At 70.9% G+C, this 23,919-nt stretch carries 26 protein-coding genes; 12 read left to right on the top strand and 14 right to left on the bottom strand.

The features are described 5' to 3' along the window. The first annotated feature begins 384 nt into the window (after positions 1-384). On the top strand, positions 385-1,152 hold the full coding sequence (locus AB0L65_RS19675; RefSeq protein ID WP_364247171.1) for an SAM-dependent methyltransferase: 768 nt from the start codon (positions 385-387) through the stop codon (positions 1,150-1,152). A 15-nt stretch (positions 1,153-1,167) separates the two neighbouring features. Here AB0L65_RS19675 and AB0L65_RS19670 read toward each other — a convergent pair whose 3' ends face one another. Both AB0L65_RS19670 and AB0L65_RS19665 read right to left on the bottom strand, forming a co-directional pair. Then, on the bottom strand, positions 1,168-1,533 hold the full coding sequence (locus AB0L65_RS19670) for a thioredoxin family protein (RefSeq protein ID WP_192792540.1): 366 nt from the start codon (positions 1,531-1,533) through the stop codon (positions 1,168-1,170). 376 nt (positions 1,534-1,909) lie between these two features. Continuing rightward, positions 1,910-2,152 carry a hypothetical protein gene (locus tag AB0L65_RS19665; protein ID WP_364247169.1) on the bottom strand — a complete coding sequence of 81 codons (243 nt, stop codon included), beginning with the start codon at positions 2,150-2,152 and terminating at the stop codon, positions 1,910-1,912. A 257-nt stretch (positions 2,153-2,409) separates the two neighbouring features. Between AB0L65_RS19665 and AB0L65_RS19660 the strand changes: the two genes are divergently transcribed. Further along, positions 2,410-3,726: a pentapeptide repeat-containing protein gene (locus AB0L65_RS19660; RefSeq protein WP_364247166.1), complete on the top strand. Its 1,317-nt coding sequence runs from the start codon at positions 2,410-2,412 to the stop codon at positions 3,724-3,726. A 44-nt stretch (positions 3,727-3,770) separates the two neighbouring features. Here AB0L65_RS19660 and AB0L65_RS19655 read toward each other — a convergent pair whose 3' ends face one another. The 3 genes from AB0L65_RS19655 to AB0L65_RS19645 are packed head-to-tail and all read right to left on the bottom strand — an operon-like array spanning position 3,771 to position 4,898. Then, positions 3,771-4,226 carry an SRPBCC domain-containing protein gene (locus AB0L65_RS19655; RefSeq protein WP_364247163.1) on the bottom strand — a complete coding sequence of 152 codons (456 nt, stop codon included), beginning with the start codon at positions 4,224-4,226 and terminating at the stop codon, positions 3,771-3,773. Beyond that, positions 4,216-4,548 carry a metalloregulator ArsR/SmtB family transcription factor gene (locus tag AB0L65_RS19650; protein ID WP_350726792.1) on the bottom strand — a complete coding sequence of 111 codons (333 nt, stop codon included), beginning with the start codon at positions 4,546-4,548 and terminating at the stop codon, positions 4,216-4,218. The genes AB0L65_RS19655 and AB0L65_RS19650 overlap by 11 nt, the downstream gene beginning before the upstream one ends. Continuing rightward, positions 4,545-4,898: a VOC family protein gene (locus tag AB0L65_RS19645; RefSeq protein WP_364247160.1), complete on the bottom strand. Its 354-nt coding sequence runs from the start codon at positions 4,896-4,898 to the stop codon at positions 4,545-4,547. The genes AB0L65_RS19650 and AB0L65_RS19645 overlap by 4 nt, the downstream gene beginning before the upstream one ends. Positions 4,899-5,003: 105 nt before the next feature. Here AB0L65_RS19645 and AB0L65_RS19640 point away from each other — a divergent pair, with 105 nt between their 5' ends. Beyond that, the gene (locus AB0L65_RS19640; protein WP_364247157.1) at positions 5,004-5,672 is read left to right on the top strand and encodes a permease prefix domain 1-containing protein; all 669 of its coding nucleotides are present in this window, start codon (positions 5,004-5,006) and stop codon (positions 5,670-5,672) included. Here AB0L65_RS19640 and AB0L65_RS19635 read toward each other — a convergent pair. Further along, complete coding sequence (locus AB0L65_RS19635) at positions 5,644-6,009, bottom strand: helix-turn-helix transcriptional regulator (protein ID WP_350726786.1); 366 nt, start codon at positions 6,007-6,009, stop codon at positions 5,644-5,646. The genes AB0L65_RS19640 and AB0L65_RS19635 overlap by 29 nt on opposite strands. 125 nt (positions 6,010-6,134) lie before the next feature. On the opposite strand from AB0L65_RS19635, the gene AB0L65_RS19630 reads away from it, so the two are divergent. From AB0L65_RS19630 to AB0L65_RS19595, 8 genes are all read left to right on the top strand, one after another. Then, complete coding sequence (locus AB0L65_RS19630) at positions 6,135-7,304, top strand: cytochrome ubiquinol oxidase subunit I (protein WP_364247155.1); 1,170 nt, start codon at positions 6,135-6,137, stop codon at positions 7,302-7,304. Positions 7,305-7,317: 13 nt separating this feature from the next. Next, a complete protein-coding gene (locus AB0L65_RS19625; RefSeq protein WP_364247152.1) occupies positions 7,318-8,082 on the top strand; it encodes a cytochrome d ubiquinol oxidase subunit II in 765 nt (254 codons plus the stop codon). 16 nt (positions 8,083-8,098) lie between these two features. Next, positions 8,099-9,799 carry a thiol reductant ABC exporter subunit CydD gene (gene cydD / locus AB0L65_RS19620; protein WP_364247149.1) on the top strand — a complete coding sequence of 567 codons (1,701 nt, stop codon included), beginning with the start codon at positions 8,099-8,101 and terminating at the stop codon, positions 9,797-9,799. Beyond that, positions 9,796-11,466, top strand: coding sequence for a thiol reductant ABC exporter subunit CydC (gene cydC, locus AB0L65_RS19615; RefSeq protein ID WP_364247146.1), 1,671 nt, complete (start codon positions 9,796-9,798; stop codon positions 11,464-11,466). Before cydD ends, cydC begins: the two co-directional genes overlap by 4 nt. A gap of 82 nt (positions 11,467-11,548) precedes the next feature. Continuing rightward, positions 11,549-12,172, top strand: a complete 624-nt coding sequence (locus tag AB0L65_RS19610; protein WP_364247144.1) for a hypothetical protein — start codon at positions 11,549-11,551, stop codon at positions 12,170-12,172. Further along, positions 12,169-12,495: a transcriptional regulator gene (locus AB0L65_RS19605; protein WP_357736373.1), complete on the top strand. Its 327-nt coding sequence runs from the start codon at positions 12,169-12,171 to the stop codon at positions 12,493-12,495. The genes AB0L65_RS19610 and AB0L65_RS19605 overlap by 4 nt, the downstream gene beginning before the upstream one ends. A gap of 4 nt (positions 12,496-12,499) precedes the next feature. Further along, positions 12,500-13,381, top strand: coding sequence for an ABC transporter ATP-binding protein (locus tag AB0L65_RS19600; RefSeq protein ID WP_364247141.1), 882 nt, complete (start codon positions 12,500-12,502; stop codon positions 13,379-13,381). Beyond that, entirely contained in the window at positions 13,374-14,114 is a 741-nt protein-coding gene (locus AB0L65_RS19595; RefSeq protein ID WP_364247138.1) for an ABC transporter permease, read from the top strand. Before AB0L65_RS19600 ends, AB0L65_RS19595 begins: the two co-directional genes overlap by 8 nt. 66 nt (positions 14,115-14,180) lie before the next feature. On the opposite strand, the gene AB0L65_RS19590 is transcribed toward AB0L65_RS19595, so the two are convergent. From AB0L65_RS19590 to AB0L65_RS19560, 7 genes are all read right to left on the bottom strand, one after another. Then, a complete protein-coding gene (locus tag AB0L65_RS19590; RefSeq protein ID WP_364247136.1) occupies positions 14,181-15,416 on the bottom strand; it encodes a trypsin-like peptidase domain-containing protein in 1,236 nt (411 codons plus the stop codon). A 154-nt stretch (positions 15,417-15,570) separates the two neighbouring features. Continuing rightward, the gene (locus AB0L65_RS19585; protein WP_364247133.1) at positions 15,571-17,106 is read right to left on the bottom strand and encodes an AMP-binding protein; all 1,536 of its coding nucleotides are present in this window, start codon (positions 17,104-17,106) and stop codon (positions 15,571-15,573) included. Between the two features lie 103 nt (positions 17,107-17,209). Continuing rightward, on the bottom strand, positions 17,210-18,043 hold the full coding sequence (locus AB0L65_RS19580) for a MetQ/NlpA family ABC transporter substrate-binding protein (RefSeq protein WP_363964195.1): 834 nt from the start codon (positions 18,041-18,043) through the stop codon (positions 17,210-17,212). Between the two features lie 9 nt (positions 18,044-18,052). Then, positions 18,053-18,709, bottom strand: a complete 657-nt coding sequence (locus AB0L65_RS19575; RefSeq protein ID WP_363964193.1) for a methionine ABC transporter permease — start codon at positions 18,707-18,709, stop codon at positions 18,053-18,055. Beyond that, positions 18,706-19,659: an ATP-binding cassette domain-containing protein gene (locus tag AB0L65_RS19570; protein WP_355192227.1), complete on the bottom strand. Its 954-nt coding sequence runs from the start codon at positions 19,657-19,659 to the stop codon at positions 18,706-18,708. The genes AB0L65_RS19575 and AB0L65_RS19570 overlap by 4 nt, the downstream gene beginning before the upstream one ends. 281 nt (positions 19,660-19,940) lie before the next feature. Continuing rightward, positions 19,941-21,227, bottom strand: a complete 1,287-nt coding sequence (locus AB0L65_RS19565) for an alpha-amylase family protein (RefSeq protein WP_364247130.1) — start codon at positions 21,225-21,227, stop codon at positions 19,941-19,943. Further along, the gene (locus AB0L65_RS19560; RefSeq protein ID WP_364247128.1) at positions 21,211-22,221 is read right to left on the bottom strand and encodes an FUSC family protein; all 1,011 of its coding nucleotides are present in this window, start codon (positions 22,219-22,221) and stop codon (positions 21,211-21,213) included. Before AB0L65_RS19560 ends, AB0L65_RS19565 begins: the two co-directional genes overlap by 17 nt. Positions 22,222-22,332: 111 nt before the next feature. Between AB0L65_RS19560 and AB0L65_RS19555 the strand changes: the two genes are divergently transcribed. After that, positions 22,333-22,758: a MarR family transcriptional regulator gene (locus AB0L65_RS19555; protein ID WP_364247125.1), complete on the top strand. Its 426-nt coding sequence runs from the start codon at positions 22,333-22,335 to the stop codon at positions 22,756-22,758. On the opposite strand, the gene AB0L65_RS19550 is transcribed toward AB0L65_RS19555, so the two are convergent. After that, positions 22,755-23,882 (bottom strand): Fic family protein, encoded by a 1,128-nt coding sequence (locus tag AB0L65_RS19550; RefSeq protein WP_364247122.1) that lies wholly within the window; start codon positions 23,880-23,882, stop codon positions 22,755-22,757. The two genes, AB0L65_RS19555 and AB0L65_RS19550, sit on opposite strands and share 4 nt — an antisense overlap. Between the last annotated feature and the right edge of the window lie 37 nt (positions 23,883-23,919).

Below are 23,919 nucleotides of genomic sequence, written 5' to 3'. Positions count from 1 at the left end.
TCCAGGCCCGCGTCCCCTTTCTTCTGCCGCCCGCCCCACTTCGACGCCCGCCTTTTGCCGCCCGCCCCACTTCGACGTACCGTCCCCGCGCGAGCGGCCGCGGCGCTTGAAGGCCCGGCGCACGGCGGCAGCGCGGCGGCGGTCGGGTGGTCCCCCGCGACGGCGCCCGCCCGATGGCGGCGCGGCCGGGGGTGCGGTGGCGGGTGGGTCCCAAGGGGGCGCGCCGGGGGGCTGTGTCACGGGGTGCGAGGGATGTGGGGCGGGGGGTGATGGTGATACGTGATGTACGTCTCACTGGCACCGCCAGTAGAACCAAATTCCGGGGAAACCGGGTAATTCACGGCTATGATCGCCCGCAAAAAGGGCGATATTTCAGGAGAAATCGTGGACAGTGCCCCGGAGGGGGTGGACCCTAACGTCCCCAACGTCGCGCGGATGTACGACTACTTCCTCGACGGCAAGGACAACTTCGCGGCCGACCGGGCAGCCGCCGAGCAGATCCTGCAGACGTTCCCCAACACCAAGGAGGGCGCCCGCGCGAACAGGGCGTTCCTGCGCCGCGCCGTGCGGCACCTGGTCGATTCGGGGGTGCGGCAGATCGTCGACCTCGGCGCGGGCCTGCCGACCCAGGGGAACACGCACGAGATCGCTCCTGAGGCGCGGGTCGTCTACGTGGACAACGACCCCGTGGTCTGCGTGCACGGCAGGGCGCTGCTGGCCAGGACCGAGAACGTGCACTTCCTGCAGGCGGACGTACGCGAGACCGACACGCTGCTGAACAAGCTGGGCGACGTGATCGACTTCGAGCGGCCGGTGGCGTTCCTGATGCTGGCGATCCTGCACTTCATCCCGGACTACGTCGCGTATGACATGGTGGCCAAGCTGCGGGCGGCGAGCGCGCCCGGGAGCCGCCTGGTGATCAGTCATGCCATCGACACCACGCCGGACACCACCCCGCAGGCCATCGAGATCTATCGGCGGGCCACGGCCGCGCTGAGCCTGCGGACGGGTGAGGAGATCCTGCGCTTCTTCGAGGGGTACGAGCTGGAGGAGCCCGGGCTGACGTACCCGAACGGCTGGAGGCCCGACGACCCGGACGCGCCCGGCAACGGGATCACGTTCGGGTACGTCGGAGTCGCCCGCAAACCCTGAGACCCCTGGGAAGGGTCAGTTCTGCTTCATCTCCTCGGCGAGCTCGGCCCTGATGGCGTCCATGTCGAGCGCCCGCACCTGCCTGATCAGGTCCTCCAGTGCGGGCGCCGGGATGGCGCCGGCCTGGGCGAAGACCACGATGCCGTCGCGGATGGCCATGAGCGTCGGGATCGAGGTGATGTCGAAGCCCTGGGCGAGGCCCTGCTCGGCGTCGGTGTCGATCTTGCCGAACGTGATGTCCTCGTGCAGGCCCGAGGCCTGCTCGAAGATCGGACCGAACTTCTTGCACGGCGGGCACCACTCCGCCCAGAAGTCGAGCAGCACGATCCCCTTGTCGGCGATGTCGTTGAAGTTCTGCTCTGTTACTTCGATGGTCGCCACAAGTGGCTCCTCGTCCCTCGCTGATAACTGTCCATGGTTATGAACCCCTACCCTCCCACCGGCATTCCAGTGTCCATGCCGGAGCGGACGGCCGGAGAAGGCCGGGGGTGGGCAGGACCGCGCGCCTGACGTCATGCATCGGGATCGGGGGCCGTCGAAGACGACCTCCCGCGGGGCCGGCTCCTTGATCAGCCGCACCACCTCGCGCGTGCCCGATTGATCGCCGCCGTCGTAGGTCCCGGCGCGCAGCGCGCGCGTCCGGGGTCGATCAACGTGCGCCAATGCACGCTCACCCTCTCCCAGGGGGGTTCGGAAGATCCATCCTATTTGCGGGTGCCCCGCGCGAGACCTGGGTGGGCGGGCGTTGTGACATTCATCACCCCGGCAGGGTCAGGCCGATGACCAGTGGGTCGTGGTCGGAGGAGCGGAACGCGTCCGGCTGGTAGAGGCCGGGCGGGTTGTACTCCGTGTTGTGGTCGCGGATGCGCGGCTCGTCGGAGTTGATGTGCCAGATCGTCGCGCTCGTCACCCGCTTGAGCAGTTGCCGCCCGACCATGGCGTGGTCGAGCTCGCCGGCCAGGCCGTCGAAGAGGTGGCCGTAGCGCAGCGCCGCGGGCACGAACCGCTTGGTGACGCTGGTCAGGCCGCCCGCCTCGAGCGGGTCGATCGGGTCCTCCTCGCCGTAGGCGTTGGCCGGCTCAACACCGCGGGCGAGGCGGAGAGAGCCACCACAATCAGGGCAGCAAGGGAGGCTCTGGATAAAGCGCCCATGCCCGGCACATTAGAGCCTATTTAGAGCGCATATTTCCGCATAAAAGTGGATAGAACATTAAAACATCGAACCTTGACACCGTCGCCGGCGGGTATGACCTCTTCATGGACTGGGTCACCTGCGCGCATTCCGCTGCCTGCACCGGAATCGCCAGCCGGACGACCGGCTTCTGCCTCGCACACCTCGCACCCGACGAACTCCCCCAGGCCCTCGACGAGATCTCCCCCGGCCGCCTGCTCGACCTGCGCGGCACCACCGTCAGCGCCGAACTGCTGTCCCGGGTGCTCGAAGCCACCGGCGGCAGGCCCGGCAGGGCCCGGCTCGACCGGGTCAGGTTCACCGGCGACGTACGGCTGTCCGGCGTGACGTTCACGGGCGACGTGTCGCTCGACGGCGCCAGGTTCGAGCGGCTGGCCTCGTTCTTCGGCGCCCGCTTCGAGGGCAACGTGTCGCTGGCCGGCGCCAGGTTCACCCGCGAGCTGTCCTTCCACGGCGTCACCGTGCGCGGGCACGTCTCCCTCGACCGGGCCGTGATGTCCCGCGACGCGCTGTTCAGCCAGGCCGTCTTCGGCCACGGGCTGTCGTGCGAGCGGGCCAGGTTCGACGGGTACGCCACCTTCGACGGGGCCAGGCTGGGCGACGGGGCCGCCTTCAGAGGGGCGCGCTTCGGCCGTACCCTGTCCTTCCGCAAGGTCAGCGGGCACGCCGGGTTCGAGGCCGCGCACTTCGCCGCCGACGCGTACCTCTCGGCCACCGGCAGGCTGTCGGCGGCCAGGGCCCGCGCCGACGGGCTCCTGGACGTGGCGGTGTCCCGGTGCGGCGTCGACCTGCGCGGCGTCGAAGTGGCGGGCACGACGACACTGCGACTGACCGACTCCCAGGCCGACCTGGAGGGCGCGGTGCTGCGCGGCCCCGCCACCGTGACCGGCCGGGGCAGGTCAATGCTGACCTCGCTGCGGCAGGTGAACGCGAGCGACCTGGCGCTGTACGGGCTGGACCTGTCGGCGTGCAGGTTCGCCGGGCTGGCCCGTCCGTCGGCGGTGCGGGTCAAGGACTGCACGTTCGCGCTGACGCCGCGCGGCCTGCGGGTGAGCCTGCGCTGGCCGATGCTGCGCTGGTTCTCCCGCCGGCGCGCGCTGGCCGACGAGCACACCATGCGCGGCTGGGAGGCGGCGGTCGACCCCGGCGCCACACCCGACCGGCTGGCCGACCTCTACGCCGGGCTGCAGCCCAGCGACCGCGCCACCTCGGCCGACTTCGCGTTCGCGGCCATGGAGATGCGGCGCCAGGCCGGTCACCGCTGGTGGCTGTCGGTCTCCTGGCTCGTGTGCGGGTACGGCATGCGCATGGGGCGGGCGGCGGGTTGGTTCGCGCTGCTGCTGGCGATCACCACGGCCACCGTGATGTGGACGTCCACCTAGCACGCCGAACGCCGGGCGGAGCCGCCGAGCCCGGCCCTGAACCCTTAGGCGTCCAGCTCCTCCACAACGGCGGCGATCGCGCGGAAGTGGCGCGAGCGCCAGCCGCCGCCCATGATGCGGCGGGAGAGCTGCTGCAGTTCGTCGCCCGGGTCGAAGCCCTCGTGGTCGAGGAACAGCCGGGTGCCCTTGCCCTCGGGCTCCAGCCGCCAGGTGACCGTCCAGTCGGCCCGCTTGTGGTCGCTCCAGCTGATCCTGAGCAGCTTCTCCGGCTCCAGCTCCAGCACCTCGCAGTAGACGATCCCGTCGAAGCCCACCTGCGGCTTGGGCTCCGTGGTGAACGTGAAGCGGTGCCCCACCTCCGGCTTGAAGTCGTTGGGCATGAGCCAGCGGGCGACCAGCTCGGGCTCGGTGAGCGCCCGCCACACCTTCCTCGGGGGATGCGCGATGAACTGGTCGATCCTGATCGCGCGCAGGTCCTCGGCCGCCGTGTCACGGGGCATGGTCGTCGTCCTCCATCTCGTCCAGCAGGGTCGTGAGGTCGGCCAGCTTCTCCCGCCAGAACCGTTCGTACGGGGTGAGCCAGTCGCGGATCTCCATGAGCGGCGCCGCCTCCAGCCGGTAGTGCCGCTCCCGCCCCTTGCGGCTCTCGGCCACCAGCCCGGCGTCCCTGAGCACCTTGAGGTGCTCCGACACGCTGGGCCTGCTCATGTCGAACCGCTCGGCCAGCCGGCCGGCGGGCTGGGCGCCCTCGTCGAGCAGCAGGCGCAGCAGCTCCCGCCTGGCCGGGCTGGCCAGCGCGGTGAACACGTGGTCGGCCGTCATGCCTGGCTGACCACGAACCCGTTGCCGAACGGGTCCTGGAACAGCAGCTGACGCCCCCATGGCTCGTCGCTCGGCCCCTCGAACGGCACGTCGTGCTCGCGCAGCCGCGCGGCCAGGACGTCGAGATCGGGCGCGGCCACCACCAGGCCGCCGATCGGGGCCATACCGGGGAACCAGGAGGCCAGCAGCAGGGCGGCCCCGGACCCCTTGGGGGCGACGGTGAGCCAGCGGCCCATCGGGAACGGGTTGTCGGTGCGCACCTCGAAGTCGAGGACGCCGGTGTAGAAGGCCAGCGCCCGCTCCTGGTCGGCGACGGGCACGGTGATGGTGAGGATCTGAGATATCGGCATGTCGGACACTATACGTAGGAGTTTTCCTACACATCAACCCGACCCCGGAAATATCGGGGAATTCCCCGATGGGAGACCGAGATCGTCCTCCGTAGACTGGGGTCCATGCGCATCGACGACTACGTGGCGGAGCTCGACAGCGCCCTGGCCGGCCCGCAGGGGGCGAAGCGCGATCTGGTCGTCGAGGCGCGCGACAGCCTGACCGACACCGCCGACGCGCTGGAGGCCGAAGGGCTCGCACGGGCGGAGGCGGAGCGGGTCGCGGTGGCGGAGTTCGGGGAGGTCGCGGAGGTCGCCCCCGGCTACCAGTCCGAGCTGACCGCCGTGGCGGGGCGCCGGCTGGGCTTCCTGCTGTTCATCAGCGTGCCGATCACCGCGCTGATGTGGTCGGTGATCTGGCGCATCTATCCCGGCGACGACCAGGCCTGGCGGCTCGCGCCCGCCTGGTACCGGCCCGTCTCGCGCCTGCTCGACATCCTGCAGCTCTGCGTCGGGCTCTACGGCGGGCTCGCGCTGTTCGCGCTGAGCCGGGGCGCCCGGTGGATCCGCCGGCCGCGGCTGGTGACCAGGTCGCTCGGCGTGCTCGTCTGGGGCATGCTGCCCGTCACCGTGGCGCTGGGCATGCTGCTCACCCTGGGCTCGAACGGGGCGAGCCATCTGGACGTCCTGCCCTCCATGCTGGCCAACGCGGTGACGTCCGCCTGCTGGGGCCTGCAGATCTACGGCGCGACGCGCTGCCTGCGCATCAGCCGGCCGCCCTTCGCGCGCCGCTGACCTCCCCGGCTTCCACGGCGTCCGCGCGGAGCACGCCACCGATCACGCTGGCGAACTCCTGCCACGCCGAGCGCTCCCCTTCGAGCTGCTTCCTGCCCGAATCCGTCAGCCGGTAGGTACGGCGCTTGCGCCCGCCCACCGTGGCCCACTCGCTGGACAGGTAGCCGATCCGCTCCAGCCTGCGCAGGGCCGGGTAGACGGTGCCCGTCGGCACGTTCAGCGCGCCGCCGCTGCGCTCCAGCAGCGCCTCGATGATGGCGTAGCCGTGCAGCGGCTCCCGCTCCAGTACGGAGAGCAGGAGCGCGTCCATGTGCCCGCGCAGCGCGTCCGGATTCATGATTCCGATCCTAGACACCGCACGGGCGACCCGGCATTCCCCGCGCCATCCATCGAAGTGCGCTCATGTAGTCAGTCTACATGTAGGCTGTCTATATGTAGACAGACACAACAACGGAGTTCGCGATGGATGTACTTGAACTGGCCCGGACGCAGTTCGCCGTGACGGGAAGCCTCCACTTCCTGTTCGTCGTGCTCACCCTGGGCCTGGCGCCACTGGTGGCGATCATGAACACGCGCTGGGCGATCTCGGGCAAGCCGCTCCACGAGGCCATGACCCGCTTCTGGGGCCAGATCTACGTCGTCAACTACGCACTGGGCATCGTGACCGGGCTGGTGATGGAGTTCCAGTTCGGCCTCTCCTGGAGCGGCCTGTCCCACTACGCCGGTGACGTGTTCGGCGCGCCGCTGGCCATGGAGACCCTGGTGGCCTTCTTCCTGGAGTCCACGTTCCTGGGCCTGTGGATCTTCGGCTGGGGGCGGCTGCCGAAATGGGCGCATCTGGCCTGCATCTGGCTCGTGACGCTGACCGCGTACGCGAGCGCCTTCTACATCATGCTCGCCAACTCGTTCCTGCAGAACCCGGTCGGCTCCGTCGCCCGCGGCGACCGCCTGGAGCTGGTCGACTTCGGCGCCCTGCTCACGAACAAGAGCCTGATCTTCTCCTTCCCGCACGTCATCGGGGCCGGGCTGTTCACGGGGGCCATGGTGCTGGTGGGGGCGAGCGCGTACCAGCTGCGCCGCCGTACCGAGCACGTGGAGTTCTTCACCAGGTCGCTGCGGACCGGCGTGGTCGCGGCGGCGCTCGGGATCTTCGTGACGATCGGCTTCGGGTACGCGCAGTTCGCCGGGCTCCAGGACGGGAAGTTCAGCGACAACGTGGGCGCGGCGCTCCCGCTCGGGTTGATGATCGAGTTCGGGCAGCTGCTCGCGCTGGTCGTGCTGTTCGTGATGCTGCCGATGGTCGCCGTGCTGCCGCGCTGGCGGTGGACGCATCCGCTGCTCATGCTGATGACGCCGCTGCCGTTCGTGCTGGCGATCATGGGCTGGCTGGCGCGGGAGGTCGGCCGGCAGCCGTGGATGATCTGGGAGAAGCTCACCGTGGCCGACGCCATGTCCCCCGGGCTGACCTCGGGCATGGTCACGGCCTCGCTCGTCGGGTTCGCGGGCGTGCTGGGGCTGCTGGCGGTCGTCGACTACGTGCTCATCGCCAGGATCGTCCGGCGCGGGCCGCGCGACGTGGCCCTGGGCGCCGTCCCCGCCGGTGAGACCCGCTCCCCCGCGCTGAGTTACTGAGTGAGGTGCCGACATGGAAGTGATCTGGTTCGTTCTCTTCGCCGTGCTGCTGGCCGGATATTTCGCCCTTGAGGGGTTCGACCTGGGGGTGGGGCTGCTGCTGCCGCTGCTGGGCAGGACCCGCGAGGGCCGCGACCGCATGGTGGCCGCGATGGCGCCGTACGTGCTGGCCAACGAGGTGTGGCTGGTGGCGGTCGCCGGGACGCTGTTCGGCGTCTATCCGCTGCTCGAGGGCGAGGTGCTGTTCAAGCTGTACCCGCTGGTGGTGGCCATGCTGCTGAGCTGGATCCTGCGGGACGCGGGGCTGTGGTTCCGGCGCAGGCTGGACGGGTTCAGGTGGCGGGGGTTCTGGGACGCGATGATCGCGTTCGGGTCTCTGGGGCTGTCGTTCGGGTGGGGCATGACGATCCACGCGGCGGCCACGGGGTTCGCGGGCCCGGTGGTGCACCCGGTGGGGGTGATGCTGGGGGCGGTCGTGACGCTGCTGTTCGCCTTCCACGGGTGGACGTTCCTGGCGTGGCGGGCGCCCGGGGTCTTCGGGGCGTCCAGGTCGGGGCGGGCCCTGGTCGTGTCGGGGGTCGTGGCGGCGGTGCCGGCGGTGGGCGTGCTCGTGGGCGCGATGCCGTACCTGCTGGCCAACAGCGCGCCGGCGGCCACGTTGAATGTGCTCAGTGTCATGGTGCTGCCGTTCGCACCCATCGTCCTGGGCGCGCAAGTATGGGTGTGGCGCACTTTCCGCCCAGGGAAGGACGCCGTCCAGCTTCCGTCGTTCTTCTGAGGGCTTCTGAGGGCTCGTGCACAAGGATCTCCTACGGCTCATGCGGGCCGAGCGGTCGGTCCGCCGCCACCTGGCCGTGACCATGGTCGCGGCGGTGCTGGCGGGGCTGCTCGTGCTGGTGCAGGCCGAGTTGCTGGCCGGGGTGCTGTCCGGCAGGTTCACCGCCGTCGCCCTGGCGGGGCTGGCGGCGGTGGTGGGCGTGCGGGCGCTGCTGGCCTGGACGCAGGGCGTCTTCGCCGGGCGCACCGCCACCGGCGTGAAGTCGGCGCTGCGCCACCGGCTGCTGGCCCGGCTGCGCGACCTCGGCCCCGGGCGGCTGACGCAGCACCGTTCGGGCGAGCTGGTCACGCTCACGGGGCGCGGCCTGGACGGGCTCGACGCGTACCTGACCGGCTACCTGCCGTCGATCGCGGTGGCCGGGGTGGTGCCGCTCGCGGTGCTGGTACGGCTGTTCGCCGCCGACCTGGCGAGCGCGCTCATCGTCCTGATCACGCTGCCCCTGATCCCCGTCTTCGGCGCCCTGGTCGGCATGACCACCAAGGCCGTCACCGAGCGCCAGTTCCTGGCCCTGTCGCGGCTCGGCGGCCACTTCCTCGACGTGGTGCGCGGGCTGCCCACCCTGCGGGCCTTCGGCCGGGCCCGCTACCAGGCGGGCGTCATCCAGCAGGTCGCGGACGCGCACCGGAACGCGACGATGCGGACGTTGCGGGTGGCGTTCCTGTCGTCGCTGGTGCTGGAGCTGTGCGCGTCGCTGTCGCTGGCGCTGGTGGCGGTGCCGATCGGGCTGCGGCTGCTCGGGGGGTCGCTGGATCTGACGACGGCGCTGCTGGTGCTGCTGCTGGCGCCGGAGGCGTACCTGCCGCTGCGGGCGATGGGGACGCGCTTCCACGCCTCGATGGAGGGGGTGGCGGCGGCCGACGCGGCCTTCGCCGTGCTGGACGGCGCGGGCGAGCCCGAGCCCGCATATGGGCGGGTTCATCCGGCCGGGCAGGGGGCGCCGGAGATCCGCCTGGAGAACGTGACCGTGCGCTACCCCGGCCGTGACGTCGCGGCCCTGGAGGACGTCTCGCTCACGATCGGCCCGGGGGAACGCGTGGCGCTGGTCGGCGAGAGCGGCGGCGGCAAGAGCACCCTGCTCCATCTCGTCCTCGGGTTCGTCCGGCCGTCGGAGGGCCGGGTGCTCATCGACGGCACCGACCTTCGCGAGCTCGACCTGGGGAGCTGGCGGGCGCGGCTGGCGTTCGTGGCGCAGCGGCCCCACCTGTTCGCCACCTCCGTGGCCGGCAACATCCGGCTCGGGGCTCCCGCGGCCTCCCCGGAGGAGGTCCGCAGGGCCGCGGCCGCCGCGCACGCCGACTTCGTGGACGCGCTGCCGCAGGGGTTCGACACGGTGGTGGGCGAGCGCGGCGCCAACCTGTCCGCCGGTCAGCGGCAGCGGATCGCGCTGGCGCGGGCCTTCTGCCGGCCCGCGGCCTCGGTGCTGTTGCTCGACGAGCCCACGGCCCGCCTGGACGGGCGCAGCGAGGCCGCCGTGGTGGCGGCCACCTCGGACCTGGCCCAGGGCCGTACGGCCGTCATCGTCGCGCACCGCCCGGCCATGATCGACCTGGCCGACCGCGTCATCCGGGTGCACGAGGGCCGCGTCGTCTCCGACACCACCCGTATGCACCGAAAAGCTGAACCCGCGGCGCGGCGGGGCGAAGGGAGCGGGCGGTGAACCGGCGCATGGGGACACGGCTCCTCTGGGCCGTGCTGGCGGGCGCGGCGGCGGACCTGGCGGGGCTCGGGCTCATCGCCGCCGCCGCCTGGCTGATCACCAGGGCCGCGCAGCAGCCGGGCCTGGCCGCCCTGAGCGTGGCCATCGTGGCGACCAGGGCGTTCGCCACGAGCAAGGGCGTCTTCCGCTACGCCGAACGCCTCACCGGCCACGACGTCGCGCTCCGCGCCCAGGCGGGCACCCGCGAGCAGCTCTACCGGGCCCTCATCCCGCCCCAGCAGCCCCGGCACGGCGGCGCCGACCTGCTCAGCCGCATGGTCGACGACACCGAGGCCGTACAGGACCTGCTCGTGCGCTGTCTGCTCCCCGCCGCGGCGGCGGCGCTGGCGGGGCTGGCGGCCGTCGTCATCGGGCTGGCCGTCCTGCCGGTGACGGCGCTCGTACTGGTGGCCGGGCTCGTGCTGGCCGGGGTGGCGCTGCCCGCCGGCACGGCCGCCGCGGCCCGGCGCTGGTCGGCCAGGATCGCCCCGGCCAGGGCGGCGCTGGCGGGCCGGGTGGCCGACCTGGTGCACGGCTCCGCCGACCTGGCCGCCTACGGCGCCGACGAGGAGGCGCTGGCCAAGGCGCTGGCCGCCGACGAGTCCCTGGCCGCGCTCGAACGCCGCCAGGCCCGCGTCCACGCCGCCGCCCTGGCCGGAGGCACGCTCGTGCAGGGCCTGACGGTGGCGGCCGTCGTCCTGCTCGCGCAGGGCGCGGGCTCGGTCGCGACGGCCGTGCTCGCGCTGACCGCCCTGGTGGCGTTCGAGCCGGTGCTGCCGCTGGCGGCGGCGGGCGAGCGCCTGGCCGGGATCACGGCGGCGCTGCGCCGCCTGCGCGAGGTCCGCGCCGCCACCCCGGCCGTCGCGGAGCCCGCCCGCCCCGCGCCCCGGCCCGAGGCCCCGCTGACCGTCGAGATCGACGACCTGGTGGTCCGCCACGGGTCCGCGCGGGCCGCCCTGGACGGCGTGTCGCTGACGCTCACGCCCGGCAGGCGGGTGGCGATCGTGGGCCCCAGCGGGGCGGGCAAGAGCACGCTGCTGGCCGCCCTGATGCGCCTGGTCGAGCCGGAGTCGGGCAGCGTCCGCGTCAACGGCGTGGACGTCCGCGACCTCGCCGGCGACGACGTGCGGACGCTCATGACCGGCCTCACCCAGGACCCCTACATCTTCCGCGCCAGCCTGAAGGACAACCTGCGCCTCGCGGGCCCGGAGGCCGGCGAGGAGGAGCTGGAGCGGGCCGTACGCGACGCCAGGCTCGACGGCTGGGTCGAGCGGACCGGGTGGGACGCCGAGCTGGGCGAGGACGGCAGGACCGTGTCCGGCGGCCAGCTGCAGCGCCTGGCCCTGGCCAGGGCCCTGCTGTACGACCCCCCGGTGCTGCTGCTCGACGAGCCCGCCGAGGCGCTCGACGAGGAGACGGCCGACCGGCTGATGGGCGACCTGCTCGACGTCACCCGCGACCGCACCACGCTCCTCGTGACGCACCGGCTCAAGGGGCTGGAGAGCGTGGACGAGGTCGTGGTGCTCGAAGAGGGCCGGGTCGTCCAACGCGGACGGCATGACGAGCTCGTCTCGGTGCCCGGCTACTACCGCGATCTGTGGGAGTCCGAGGTCCTGACCAGGCGCTGAGTCCCCTGACGAACACGGGATTGAGTTGGCGCGGCAATCTGGTTTAAAGTACAAACCAGTTTGAGGGACCGAGGAGTTTGCGATGACGAGCGACGACGACCAGGTGACCAGTCCTGAGGAGATGCTGCGCGTCATCGAGGAGCAGCGGGCCGCCACCACGAGGTGGCTGCACGGCGATCCGCTCCTGCTCTACGCCCCCTGGGGCATCGCCTGGCTGCTCGGCTTCACCGCGTTCTTCCTGCACTACGGCCTCGACGGCCACCCCTACGCGCCGATCTCCCAGATGCAGGCGCTGGGGGTGCTGATGGGCGCGCAGATCGTGGCCGGTGCGGTGGCCGCGTTCGGGATCGTGCGGATGAACAAGGGCATCCGCGGCGACCACACGGCCAGGGGCACGATGTACGGCTACGCGTGGTTCGCCGGGATGATGCTCGTGGTCGTCATCGCCTCCAGGGTGAGCGACCTCCTGCCACCCGCCGAGAGCGGCCTCGTCTGGGGAGGCGCGTCGCTCATGGTCGTCGCGGTCATGCACATGGCCGGGGGCGCGATCTGGCTCAACTGGCCGATGTTCTTCATCGGGGCGTGGGTGGCGGGCGTCGACGCCGTGGGCGTGCTCCTCGGCGCCGGCTGGCACGCGCTGCTGACGGCGGTGCTGCTGGGAGGCGGCTTCATCGTCGCGGGCCTGTGGCTCAGGCGCTGCCGGTGAGCACGGACAATGCACCGCCGGAGCTCGACCCGGTGATCCACGCGCAGGCCAGGCTCCGGGTGGTCGCCGCGCTGAACGTGCTCGGCGAGGGGAACGAGATGGCCTTCCCCGCGCTGAAGGACCTGCTGGGCATGACCGCGGGCAACCTGTCGGTGCACCTCAGCAAGCTGGAGGACGCCGGATACGTCCAGATCACCAAGACGCACAAGGGCCGCACGCCGGTCACGTTCGCGGCGCTCACCAAGCGCGGGCGGCTGGCCTTCGACGACTACACCAAGGCGATCCGCGCCTTGCTGGACAACGCTGGGACAACGCTGGAGTGATGCCATGACCATCCTCGCCAGAACGATCGAGGCCAGCCGCCGCTACGGCGACGTGCTCGCGCTCGACCGCGTCTCGCTCGACATCCGGGCGGGCGAGCTCGTCGGGCTGCTCGGCCCGAACGGCGCGGGCAAGTCCACCCTGATCAACCTGTTCGTGGGGCTGCGCCGGCCCACCTCCGGCACGGTCGAGCTGCTCGGCGGCTCCCCGCAGGACCCGATCATGCGGCGCGGGATCGGCGTGACCCCGCAGGAGACCGGGCTGCCCGAGTCGTTACGCGTCGGCGAGATCGTCGACTTCGTCTCATCACACTTCCCGAAAAAAGCGGATAAAGGGGAGCTGCTGGCCCGCTTCGGCATCGACGACCTGGCCAAACGGCAGGTCGGCGGCCTGTCCGGCGGCCAGAAGCGGCGGCTGGCCGTGGCGCTGGCCTTCGCGGGCGACCCGCAGCTGGTCTTCCTGGACGAGCCCACGACCGGCCTGGACGTCGAGGCCAGGCGCTCGCTGTGGGAGGGCGTCAGATCCTTCCACGAGGGCGGCGGCACGGTGCTGCTGACCAGCCACTACCTGGAGGAGATCGAGGCCCTGGCCGAGCGGGTCGTGGTGGTGGGCCACGGCCGCGTGCTGGCCGACGACACGGTGCGGGCCGTGCGCGACATGGTGGGTGTGCGGCGCGTCTCGCTCGTCGCCGAGAACCTGCCCGAGCTGCCCGGCGTGATCGGCACCGAACACGAGGACGGCCGGACCCACCTGGTGACCACCGACCCCGACCGGCTGGTCGTCGAGCTGGTGCGCAGCGGCACCCCGTTCTCCGGCCTCGAGATCAGGCCGACCACCCTGGAGGAGGCCTTCCTCACCATCACCTCGAAGGAGACCGCCCATGCCTAGCCTGGTCCTCGCGCACACCCGCTACCTCATGCTGGAGCAGCTGCGGGTGCCCATCAGCCTCCTGGCCAGCGCGTTCTTCCCGGCCGTGTCGATGCTGGCCTTCGTGGTGCCGTTCGCGGGGCAGGATCCGAAGGGGGCCACGATGGCGACGGCGTCGCTGATGTTCTTCGGGGCCATGTCGGGGGCGTTGATCGGGCTCAGCATCACCGTCGCCCAGGACCGCGAGCAGCCCTGGAACCCGTACCTGCGCACGCTCCCGGCGGGCCCGTTCCCCCGCTTCGCCGCGCGGATCCTGACGACGGTGGCCGTCATGCTGATCTCGGTGATCCCCGTGCTGCTGGTGGCGGCGTTCCTCACGGAGGCCACCATCACGCCGGTGAAGCTGCTGCTGGGGCTGGCCGTGCTGGTCGTCAGCGGGATCCCGTTCATGCTGCTGGCCCTGTTCATCGGCTTCCGGCTGAGCTCGAAGGCGGCGATCGCCGTGTCGCAGATCCTGTTCTTCCCGCTGGCGGTGCTGGGCGGGCTGCTGCTGCCGCCCCAGGTCCTGCCCGGCTTCATCGAGGCCGTCTCCCCGTACGTGCCGACCCGGGGTGCGGCGGAGCTGCTCTGGGCGGTGACCGCGGACCGCGCCCCGAACGTGGTCGCCGTCGTCATGCTGGCCGTCTGGACCGTCGTCCTCGCCCTCGCCGCGGGCTGGGCCTACCGCCGCGACGAGGGCAGACGCTTCTCCTGAAAGGGGGGGTGTGCCGCCGAGTCCGCAGCGATCTCAACGGCACACCCGTCCGGGAGGGGGTCCTTGTTACTTCTTCTCTTCGAGGGTCACGGTGACGTCGGCCGTCTTGCCGTCCCTCATGTATGTGATCTTGACCTGTTGGCCGGGTTTAAAACCTCTGACCTGCCCAACTACAGTATCTCCCCCGTCAACCGCCTTGTCACCGATCTTGGTGATCAGGTCGCCCTGCCGCAGTCCCGCCTTGGCCGCCGGGCTCCCGTCGGTGACCTGCCTGACGAGGGCTCCCGGCACGTCGCCGGTCGCGTCGGTGACGCTCACGCCGAGGAACGCGTGGCTGACCTTGCCGCTGCCGATGAGCTGCTCGGAGACCTGCTTGGCGGTGTTGACCGGGATGGCGAAGCCGACGCCGCCGCCCGCGGCGTCCGAGGCGATCGCGGTGTTGATGCCGATCAGCTCGCCCGCGGCGTTCACCAGCGCGCCGCCGGAGTTGCCCGGGTTGATCGAGGCGTCGGTCTGGATGGCGCCGGCGATCGTGGTGGCCCCGCTCCCCTGGTCCTGCTGCTGGCCCCAGCCCCAGCCGGGCGGGATCTGCTGCCGCTGCTCGCCGCCGACGGTGAGCGTGCGGTCGAGCGCGCTGACGATGCCCGCGGTGACGGATCCGTCGAGGCCGAGCGGGCTTCCGATGGCCAGTACGGGGTCGCCGACCTTGACGATGTCGCTGTCGCCGAGCGTGGCCTTGCTCAGCCCCGACACGCCTTCCGCCCTGATGACGGCCAGGTCGGTGGCCGGGTCGGTGCCGACGACGCTGGCCTTGGCGGTCTTGCCGTCGTTGAACTTGACGGTCATCTGCCCGCCGCCCTCGCCGGCGCCCACGACCACGTGGTTGTTGGTGAGGATGAGCCCGTCCTCCGACAGCACGACGCCGGAGCCCTCACCGGTCTGACCCTGGATCATCACGACGGTCGGCTGCACCTTGGCGGCCACCTGCGCGATGGTGAGCTGGTTGGAGGCCGACTTGAAGACGGGACTCGGCGTGGCGCTGCTGGCCAGCTGCGTCGGCTGGAACGCGTTGGCGACGACGGCCCCCACGACGCCGCCGCCGATGGCCGTGGCCGCCAGGGCCAGCCCGGCGACGGTCTTGCGACCCGCGGCGAAGCCGAGCTTCTTCGGTGGGGAGGAAGGCGGGGCCGGCTGGTCCATGATCTGAGTGTCCCGCCGGGGAAAGCCCCCGGCGGCCGGCGGGTTGCTGCCGAACTGGCTCCACCCGCCGGTCCCCTGCTCGTGAGGCTCGTTCGCGTTCATCTGTCATCTCCCTCGAGTACCGATGACTCCAGGGTGCCAAGCGACGCGTAAGCGCACGTTAAGCCGCTGATCAGAGCTTTATGAGAACTCTGAACGGGCGCCTTATCCGCCAAGGTGGAACCACCGGCGACGGTCCGGAGAAAATGCGGAAGATTTACCCGGAAGCCGGCCAGTACTCGTCCCTGAGCAGGCGCTTGTAGAGCTTGCCCGTCGGGTGGCGGGGCAGCTGCTCGCGGAAGTCCACCGACTTCGGGCACTTGTAGTGGGCCAGGCGCTCGCGGCAGTACGCGATCAGCTCCGCCTCCAGCCCCGGGCCGGCCTCGGCCATGGAGACCGGCTCCACCACGGCCTTGACCTGCTCGCCCATCTCCTCGTCCGGCACCCCGAACACCGCCACGTCGGCCACCTTCGGATGCACCGACAGGACGTTCTCGGCCTCCTGCGGGTAGATGTTCACGCCGCCGGAGATGATCATGTACGAGCGGCGGTCGGTGAGGTAGAGGAAGCCGTCGGCGTCCAGGCGGCCGATGTCGCCGAGCGTGGTCCAGCCCCTGCCCTGAGGGTCTTCCGCGGAGCGGGTCTTGCCCGGGTCGTCGTGGTACTCGAACCGGCCGCCCTTCTCGAAGTAGATCGTGCCGTGCTCACCCGGGGGCAGGTCGTTGCCGTCCTCGTCGCAGATGTGCACGATGCCGAGCAGGGAGCGGCCGACCGTGCCCTTGTGCCGGAGCCAGTCCTGGGAGTTGACGTAGAGGAAGCCGTTGCCCTCGGTGCCCGCGTAGTACTCGTGGATGATCGGGCCCCACCAGTCGATCATCTGCTCCTTGACGGGGACGGGGCAGGGGGCGGCGGCGTGGATCGCGTACGCGAGCGAGGAAATATCGTACTTTGTCCGGGTTTCCTCGGGCAGTTTGAGCATCTTGATGAACATCGTGGGCACGAGCTGCGCGTGCGTCACCCCGTACCGCTCCACCAGCGCCAGGAACTGCTCGGGGTCGAAGCGCTCCATCACCACCACCGTGGCCCCGAGCCGCTGGAACGTCAGGCTGTAGCGCAGCGGGGCGGCGTGGTAGAGCGGGGCCGGCGAGAGGTAGACGCTGTCCGCCGACGGCGCGAACAGCGCCTGGACGAGCTGGAGCAGCATGCCGGGCTCGGTGAGCGGGCCGTGCGCCGAGGGGATCTTGACGCCCTTCGGCCGTCCCGTGGTGCCCGAGGAGTAGAGCATGTCCACGCCCATGCACTCGTCGTCGATCGGGGTGGCCGGCTGCTTGGCGACCGCCTCCTCGTACGACGCGAAGCCCTCGGCCGTGCCGTCCAGCATGAGCCGCAGCTCGACCCCGGGCGTGGCGTCGGTGACCGAGGTGGCGACGGCGGCCAGGTCGGCGCTGGAGACGAACGCCCGGGCGCCGCAGTTTCCGATGATGTAGGCCAGCTCGTCGGTCTGCAGGCGGGAGCTGATCGGCGTGTAGTACAGCCCCGAGCGCTGCGCCGCCCAGGCGACGGCCAGGAAGAGGGGGTGGTTGGCGAGCATGAACGCGATGTGGTCACCGGGGCGCAGCCCGGCGGCGCGGAGCAGGTGGGCCAGCCGGTTCGACTCCTCGTCCAGCTCGCGGTAGGTGATGATCCGTCCGGAGCCCGCCATGATCACAGCGGGCTTGTCTGGGGTGACTGCTGCGATGGCTCCCGGATACATGACCGAACACTATTCGGTGCCGTGCGCCCACGCCAGGCTGCGCGCCGCCCATCCCCTTTGCGTGTAGGTGGGACGGGCGACGCGGCTTCGCGCGCGGGTGGGGTCACTCGGCGGGGATGACGGAGCCCTCGTACTTCTGCTTGATAAAGTCCTTGACCTTCTGGTCCTGCAGCAGCTTCCCGAGCGTGACGATGTTGGCGTCCTTCTCGTGGCCGGCCTTGACGACGAGGCCGTTCACGTACGGGTTGCCCTCGGTCTTCTCCAGCACCAGCGCCTGCGAAGCCGGCTTGAGCCCCGCCTCGATGGCGTAGTTGCCGTTGATGACGGCGGCGTCCACGTCCTCGAGAGAGCGCGGGAGCTGAGCGGCCTCAAGCGGCTTGAACTGCAGCTTCTTCGGGTTGTCCACCACATCGCGCTCGGTGGCGGCGGTGCCGACGCCGTCCTTGAGCTTGACCAGGCCGTTGTCGGCGAGCAGCTTGAGCGCGCGGCCCAGGTTGGTGGCGTCGTTCGGCACGGCCACGGTCGCGCCGGCGGCCAGCGCGGACACGGAGGTGATCTTCTTGGAGTAGAGGCCCAGCGGCTCCAGGTGCACCGGCGTGACGAAGGTCAGCTTGGTGCCCTTGGAGGCGTTGAAGTCGTCCAGGTACGGCTTGTGCTGGAAGAAGTTCGCGCTCAGCTGGCCCTCGTCGAGCTGCACGTTCGGCTGCACATAGTCGGTGAACTCCACGACCTCGAGCTTGAGCCCGGCGGCCGGGGCCAGGTTCTGCTTGACGAAGTTGAGGATCTCCGCGTGCGGCACCGGGCTGGCGCCCACCTTCAGCACGGTGTCGGCCGACTCGGCGGCCGACTCAGTGGCCGTCGTCGCGGACTGCGACGTTCCGCATGCGGCGAGCGACAAGGCCAGCGCAACAGCACCCGCTATATAACGAAATTTCATGATTTTTCCTTATTTGTGAGATAGGCGCCGAGCGACCCAGTCGCCCAGGCTTTGCAGAAGTTGCACGATGATGAGGAGCAGGACGACGGTCACGATCATCAGCAGCGTCTCGAACCGCTGGTAGCCGTACCGGACCGCCAGGTCGCCCAGCCCGCCGCCGCCGAGCGTGCCGGCCATGGCGCTGTAGCCGATGAGCGCGACGACGGTCACGGTCAGGCCCGCGACCAGCCCGGGCAGCGCCTCGGGCAGCAGGACCTTGCGCACGATGGTGGCCCGGCTCGCGCCCATGGCCTGCGCGGCCTGCACCACGTCCGGGCCGACCTCCCTGAGCGCCGTCTCGACGAGCCGGGCGAAGAACGGCACCGCGCCGACGGTGAGCGGCACCACGAAGGCGGCCGTCCCGATGGTCGTGCCGACGACGAGCCGGGTGAACGGGATGATCGCGATCATCAGCACGATGAACGGCAGCGACCGCCCGATGTTGACCACGAACCCGAGGGCCGACTTGAGCGCCGGCGCCGGCCGCAGCCCGTTCCGGTCGAACACCACCAGCGCCACGCCGAGCGGCAGCCCGAGCAGCGCCGTGAACAGCGTCGACCAGCCGACCATCTGCGCCGTCTCCAGCGTCGCCGGACCGAGCAGCGGCAGGATCTCGTCCCAGTTCATGCGCTTTCCTCCACGATCAGGCCCGCGTCACGCAGGTACGCCAGCGCGGCAGCGGTTTCGGCGCCGTCGAGCGCGACCCGCAGCCGGCCCACCGAGCCGCCGGCGAGGTCCTCGATCGAGCCGCCCAGGATGCTCAGGTCCACGGAGAACTTCCTGACCACCTCCGACACCACCGGCTGCCGCGGGTCGCCGGTGAACGTCAGCGTCACCGAGCCGGCCGGGGCGGGCTCGGGCAGCGGGAAGATCTCCCTGGTCAAGCGGGATCCGGGGGTACGGATGAGGTCCGCGATGGCGCCCGACTCCTCGATGCGCCCGTTCGCCATGATGGCGACCGAGTCGCAGACGCTCTTGACGACGTTCATCTCGTGGGTGATGAGCAGGATCGTCAGGCCCAGCTCGGCGTTGAGCCGCTTGAGCAGCGCGAGGATCGACTGGGTGGTGGCCGGGTCGAGCGCCGAGGTGGCCTCGTCCGACAGCAGCACGGACGGGTTGCCCGCGAGCGCCCTGGCGATGCCGACCCGCTGTTTCTGGCCGCCGGAGAGCTGGTTCGGGCGGTCCTTGCCGCGGCCCGCGAGCCCGACGAGCTCCAGCAGTTCGGCCACGCGGCGGTCGCGCTCGGCCCTGGGCACGCCCATGATCTCCAGGGGGAAGGCGACGTTGCCCGCGACCGTGCGCGAGTTCAGCAGCGCGAAGTGCTGGTGGATCATGCCGATGCGCTGGCGGGCGCGGTTGAGCTCGGCGCTGCGCAGCGCGGTCAGGTCCTGCCCCGCGACGGTGACGGTGCCCGCGGTGGGGCGTTCGAGCAGGTTGACGCAGCGCAGGAGCGTGCTCTTGCCGGCGCCGCTCTGGCCGAGCACGCCGTAGATCTCGCCTTCGCGCACGTGCAGGTCGACGCCGTCCAGCGCCACGGTGTCCCCGTACTGCTTGCGCAGGCCTGAAGCCTGGATCACGGAATATCCCCACGACTGAGAGCGGCCCGTCGGCGGGCCGCGGAAACGTACATCACATGAAGGAAGAAAAGGGGGCCGATGTCAGGGGGCCGGTGTCAGCGGGTGCCGGGGTGGAAGGGCAGGTGGCTCAGCCTGCGCAGCACGAAACAAGGTGCGATCATGGTGACCTTCGAGGAGGAGCGGGCGGATCTCTGCTTCAGCTCGGCATTCGCCCCATACGACAACACGAGCCGTCCCGGTGGGCGCTCGTGTCGTACGCGTATGCCTCGTTCACGCCCGATTCAACGGCTCCCTTGACTCCCCTTATTCCCTACTTCTTTGGTGATCTGAGTCACGATGCGCCAGCCGTGGCCTGGGACCACGGCCGGGTCCCCCCGATCGTCCTGGAAGGCGGCCCGCGCGTCGCCGATGAGGAAGCGGTGCGGCCGGTCGCCGAGGTTCAGCAGCGTGACGACCTCCTCGCCGGGTCCCCCGCGGCTGCGGAGCGCGACGGTGGTGTTGGTGAGCTGTTCGGCGGTGGTCCGGGCTCGGTGCAGCCACGGATGGCGCCTGCGGAAGCCGATGAGCCGCTGGTGAAGCCGGTAGACCTCGGTCCCGTACGGCGGCACACCGTCCGGCTCGGCGGGGAACGCCGGTCTGATCGCGTCATCGCCGCCCGCCCGCTCCTCCTTCAACCCTTGGAACGCCTGCTCGTCCCCGTAGTAGACGCTGGGCAGGCCCGCGACGGTGAACAGCACGGCCAGCGCGTGGCCCAGGTGGCGGGGGTCGTCGAGCCGGGTGGCGAGCCTGGTGACGTCGTGGTTCCCGACGAACGTGAGCGGCACGAACGTGTCGAGCAGCTTGTCGTGGCGGTCGAGGGCCCAGGCGAGCTCGAAGAGGTTGCGGTCGTTGAGCGAGCTCCAGATGGCCTTCCACAGCTCGTACTGGGTGACCGAGTCGAGCCCCGACTCGCTGACGTAACCGGTGTAATCGCCGTGGATCACCTCGCCGCCGAACCACGCCTCGGGGTGCCGTTCGCGTACCTCCGGCAGGACCTTCCGCCAGAACCACGCCGGCACGGCATACGCGGCGTCGAGCCGCCACCCCGAGGCGCCGCGGCGGAGCCAGTGGTCGAGCACGCCGGCCACGTATTGCTGCACGGCGGGTTGGGCGTGGTCGAGCGTGACGAGCCCGTGGTGGCCCTCGAAGACCTCGTAGCCGCCGGGGGCGCGCTTGAACCATCGTTCGCCGGCCGCGAAGGAGCGGCCCACGTGGTTGAACACGCCGTCGAGGACGACCCGCAGCCCGCGGTCGCGCGCCTTGGCGACGAGGGAGTCGAAGTCGCGATCGTCGCCGAGGCGCGGGTCGATCCTGAGGTGGTCGACGGTGTCGTACCCGTGGGACTCGGCGGCGAAGATCGGGCCGAGCTGCAGGCCAGAACAGCCCAGCTCGACCGCGTAGTCCAGCCATGACTCAAGATGCCGCAGCCGGTGCCGCACGCCCTCGGCAGGCTCTGCCGTGGCGGGGGCTCCGGTGAAGCCGAGCGGGTAGACGTGCCACCAGATCGCATGTTCAGCCCACGACGGCACGAACGCTCCTTTCCCGGCGTACCACCCAGGGCAGATACCCGAGCCCCAGGGCCAGCACGCAGCCGATGACCGTGTCCGCCAGCCGGTACCCGATCGTGGCGGGTGGCACACGTGCGCCGCCCTCCATGAGCAGCAGGACGAGCGGGGTCATGACGGTCGCGTACAGGGTGTAGTTGCGCTCCTTGAGCGCGGGCCTGACCGCGGCGAGCGCGGCGACGAGCAGCACGAACAGCCACGACGGCGGCACCCACAGCAGCACGGCGGATCCGGCGACCACTCCGGCGGCGGTGCCGGCGGCCCGCTCGACCGACCGCCTGGCCGCGCCGTCCAGGCGGCGCCGGACGACGATCACCACGGTGACGGCGATCCACGACGCGGCCGGCTGCGGCCACAGGAGCCCGACGGCCTCGGCGGCGGCGAGGCAGGCGGTCAGGCGGATGGCGTACTGCCACCCGGGCATGCTCCCCAGCGTCCGCCACCAGCGCCGCAGCAGCGCTCTCGCCGGAGGAGGAGCCGGCCGGGGCTCCCCCGGCCCGTCGTGCCCCTTCCGCGTGTGGAGGCAGAGCGCGGTGACCAGCAGGCCCCAGGCCGCCCCCTCGGCGAACAGCACGGCGGCGGCGACCGGCTCGACACCCTTGGCCACGCCGGTGCTGATGACCATGAAGACGATGAAGCGAGTGCTGTGGTCGGCCAGAGGGCGGCTGATGCCGCCGGCCACCGCGAGCAGGCCCGCGATCAGCACGACGGCGACGGCGGTGAGCCACCCGCGCCCCGCCACCACGACCCCGGCGAACCCGGCCACAGCCGTGCCCGCCACCGCGGCGGCGCCATGGGCCAGGCCCGGCCGGGCCTCGTTTCCGAAGAGGCCGCTCACGGCGAGGGCTCCGATGGCGGCCAGGGCGCCGAGCGCGGGCCGCCCCGAGGCGACTCCCCACGCGACCGGCCCGCCGAGCCCCAGCCCGGCGGCGACCATGTGTCGCAGCTCGATCCGCACGTGGCACCTCCCGACGCGGGAGCCTACCTCAATTTCCTACGCATTGCGTAGTAAGTCAGCGCGCTCTTGTCGCTCGATGCCGTCGAATTAGTAAGTGCTATCGTAATAATCATGGACGACGAGGAACTGCGGGGCACAGCCGTGGCACTCCGCCGGGCGACCATCGGCCTGGCGCGGCGGCTGCGCGACGAGCGCCCCGCGCACGGCCTCGGCCGCCTGGCCCTCTCCCTGCTCGGCCACCTGCACCGGCGCGGCGCGATGACGGCGGGAGAGCTTGCCGCCGCCGAGCACCTCCAGCCCCAGTCCGTGACCCGCGTGCTCGCCTCGCTGGAGGAGCAGGGCCTGATCCGCCGCTCGCGCGGCGAGGCCGATCGCCGCAGGCACCACATCGTCCTCACGGAGGACGGCACGGCGGCGCTCACCCAGCAGGTCGGCACCACGGATCTGTGGCTGGCCGAGGCCATGGCCGGCAAGCTCACCCCCGCCGAGTGCCGCATCCTGGCGGTGGCCGCCGACCTGCTCGAACAGCTCCGCTAACGGTACGGGTCGCGCAGCGGGGTGACGCGTTCGGCGAAGTCTGCCTTGATCCGCTCCATGCGCGGCCCCGGCGCGTAGAAGCGGCCCTTGGTCTCGCCGTACGGCCGGAGCCAGCCCTTGGCGGCCAGATCGCGCAGGTCACGCGCGGCCTGCCCCTGGCTGAGACCCTCGTCGGACTGGTAGCGGCTCCTGCGCAGCCGCCTGTTCACGAAGACCTCGTAGAGCGCGGAGACGGTACGGCTGTTGAGCCCGTCGGCGTCGACCTGTTCCTCCAGGAGCATCCAGATCTCTCCGGCTTCGGCCAGGCGCTGGCGGACCCGCTGGGCCTGCAGGTGATGCGCCTTCAAGCAGAACCGCACCCACGGCAGCGTGTCCCCGTGAGGGCCCCATCGCCGCCCTCCGACCTCGCCCAGCACGTCGTAGTAGTCGAGGGTGACGCGCTGCTGGCCGAGCCACTCCTCGATGGAGCAGAACTCGGGCAGCAGGATCTGCTCCCGGCCGAGGACGAGCGTCTGCAGCGCCCGCGACATCCGGCCGTTGCCGTCACGCCACGGGTGGATCTTGACGAGGTTGAAGTGGGCCATGGCGGCCCGGACATAGCCGGGGACATCGAGGTCGCCCTCGTTCAGCCAGGTGACCAGCTCGTTCATCGCACCGGGGACCAGCTCGACGTCGGGGCCCTCGTAGACGACCTCCCCCGTGTCGGAGTCACGGATGAAGATGGCTCCCGGCCGGATGACGCCCGGCCCCTTGTTGCGATGGTGACCGATGACCATGAAGTTGAGCGCGTTGAGCATCCCGGCGTCGTAGCGGAACATCTGCGCCCGCGACAGCACCTGGATGTACGTCAGCGCCTGCTGGTAGCCCGCGATCTCCTGAGCCACCGACGTCGACGTCTCAAGGGGCTCCTCACCCGCCATGATCGACTGGATGTCCTCGACACTGGCCTGGTAGCCCTCGATCGAGTTGGAGCCCTGGATCGCCCGCGCCTGCAACTGCCTGCGCAGCTGCCCGTCCCACCGGTGCGTCTCGGCGAGCCGGTACTTCAGGTCGCGCCGCATCTCCTCGATCTCCTCGAGGACTGCTTTGTCCGCGGGCTCCAGCGCCGGGGTCTCGTACAACATGCCCACATAACAGCATGGGCGAATCATCCAGTCAAAC

This window comes from Nonomuraea sp. NPDC052116 (assembly GCF_040680035.1).
GTDB lineage: Bacteria > Actinomycetota > Actinomycetes > Streptosporangiales > Streptosporangiaceae > Nonomuraea > Nonomuraea angiospora_A.
Note: the sequence above shows the minus strand (reverse complement) of the source record. Positions and strands in the feature narration are given on the sequence as shown.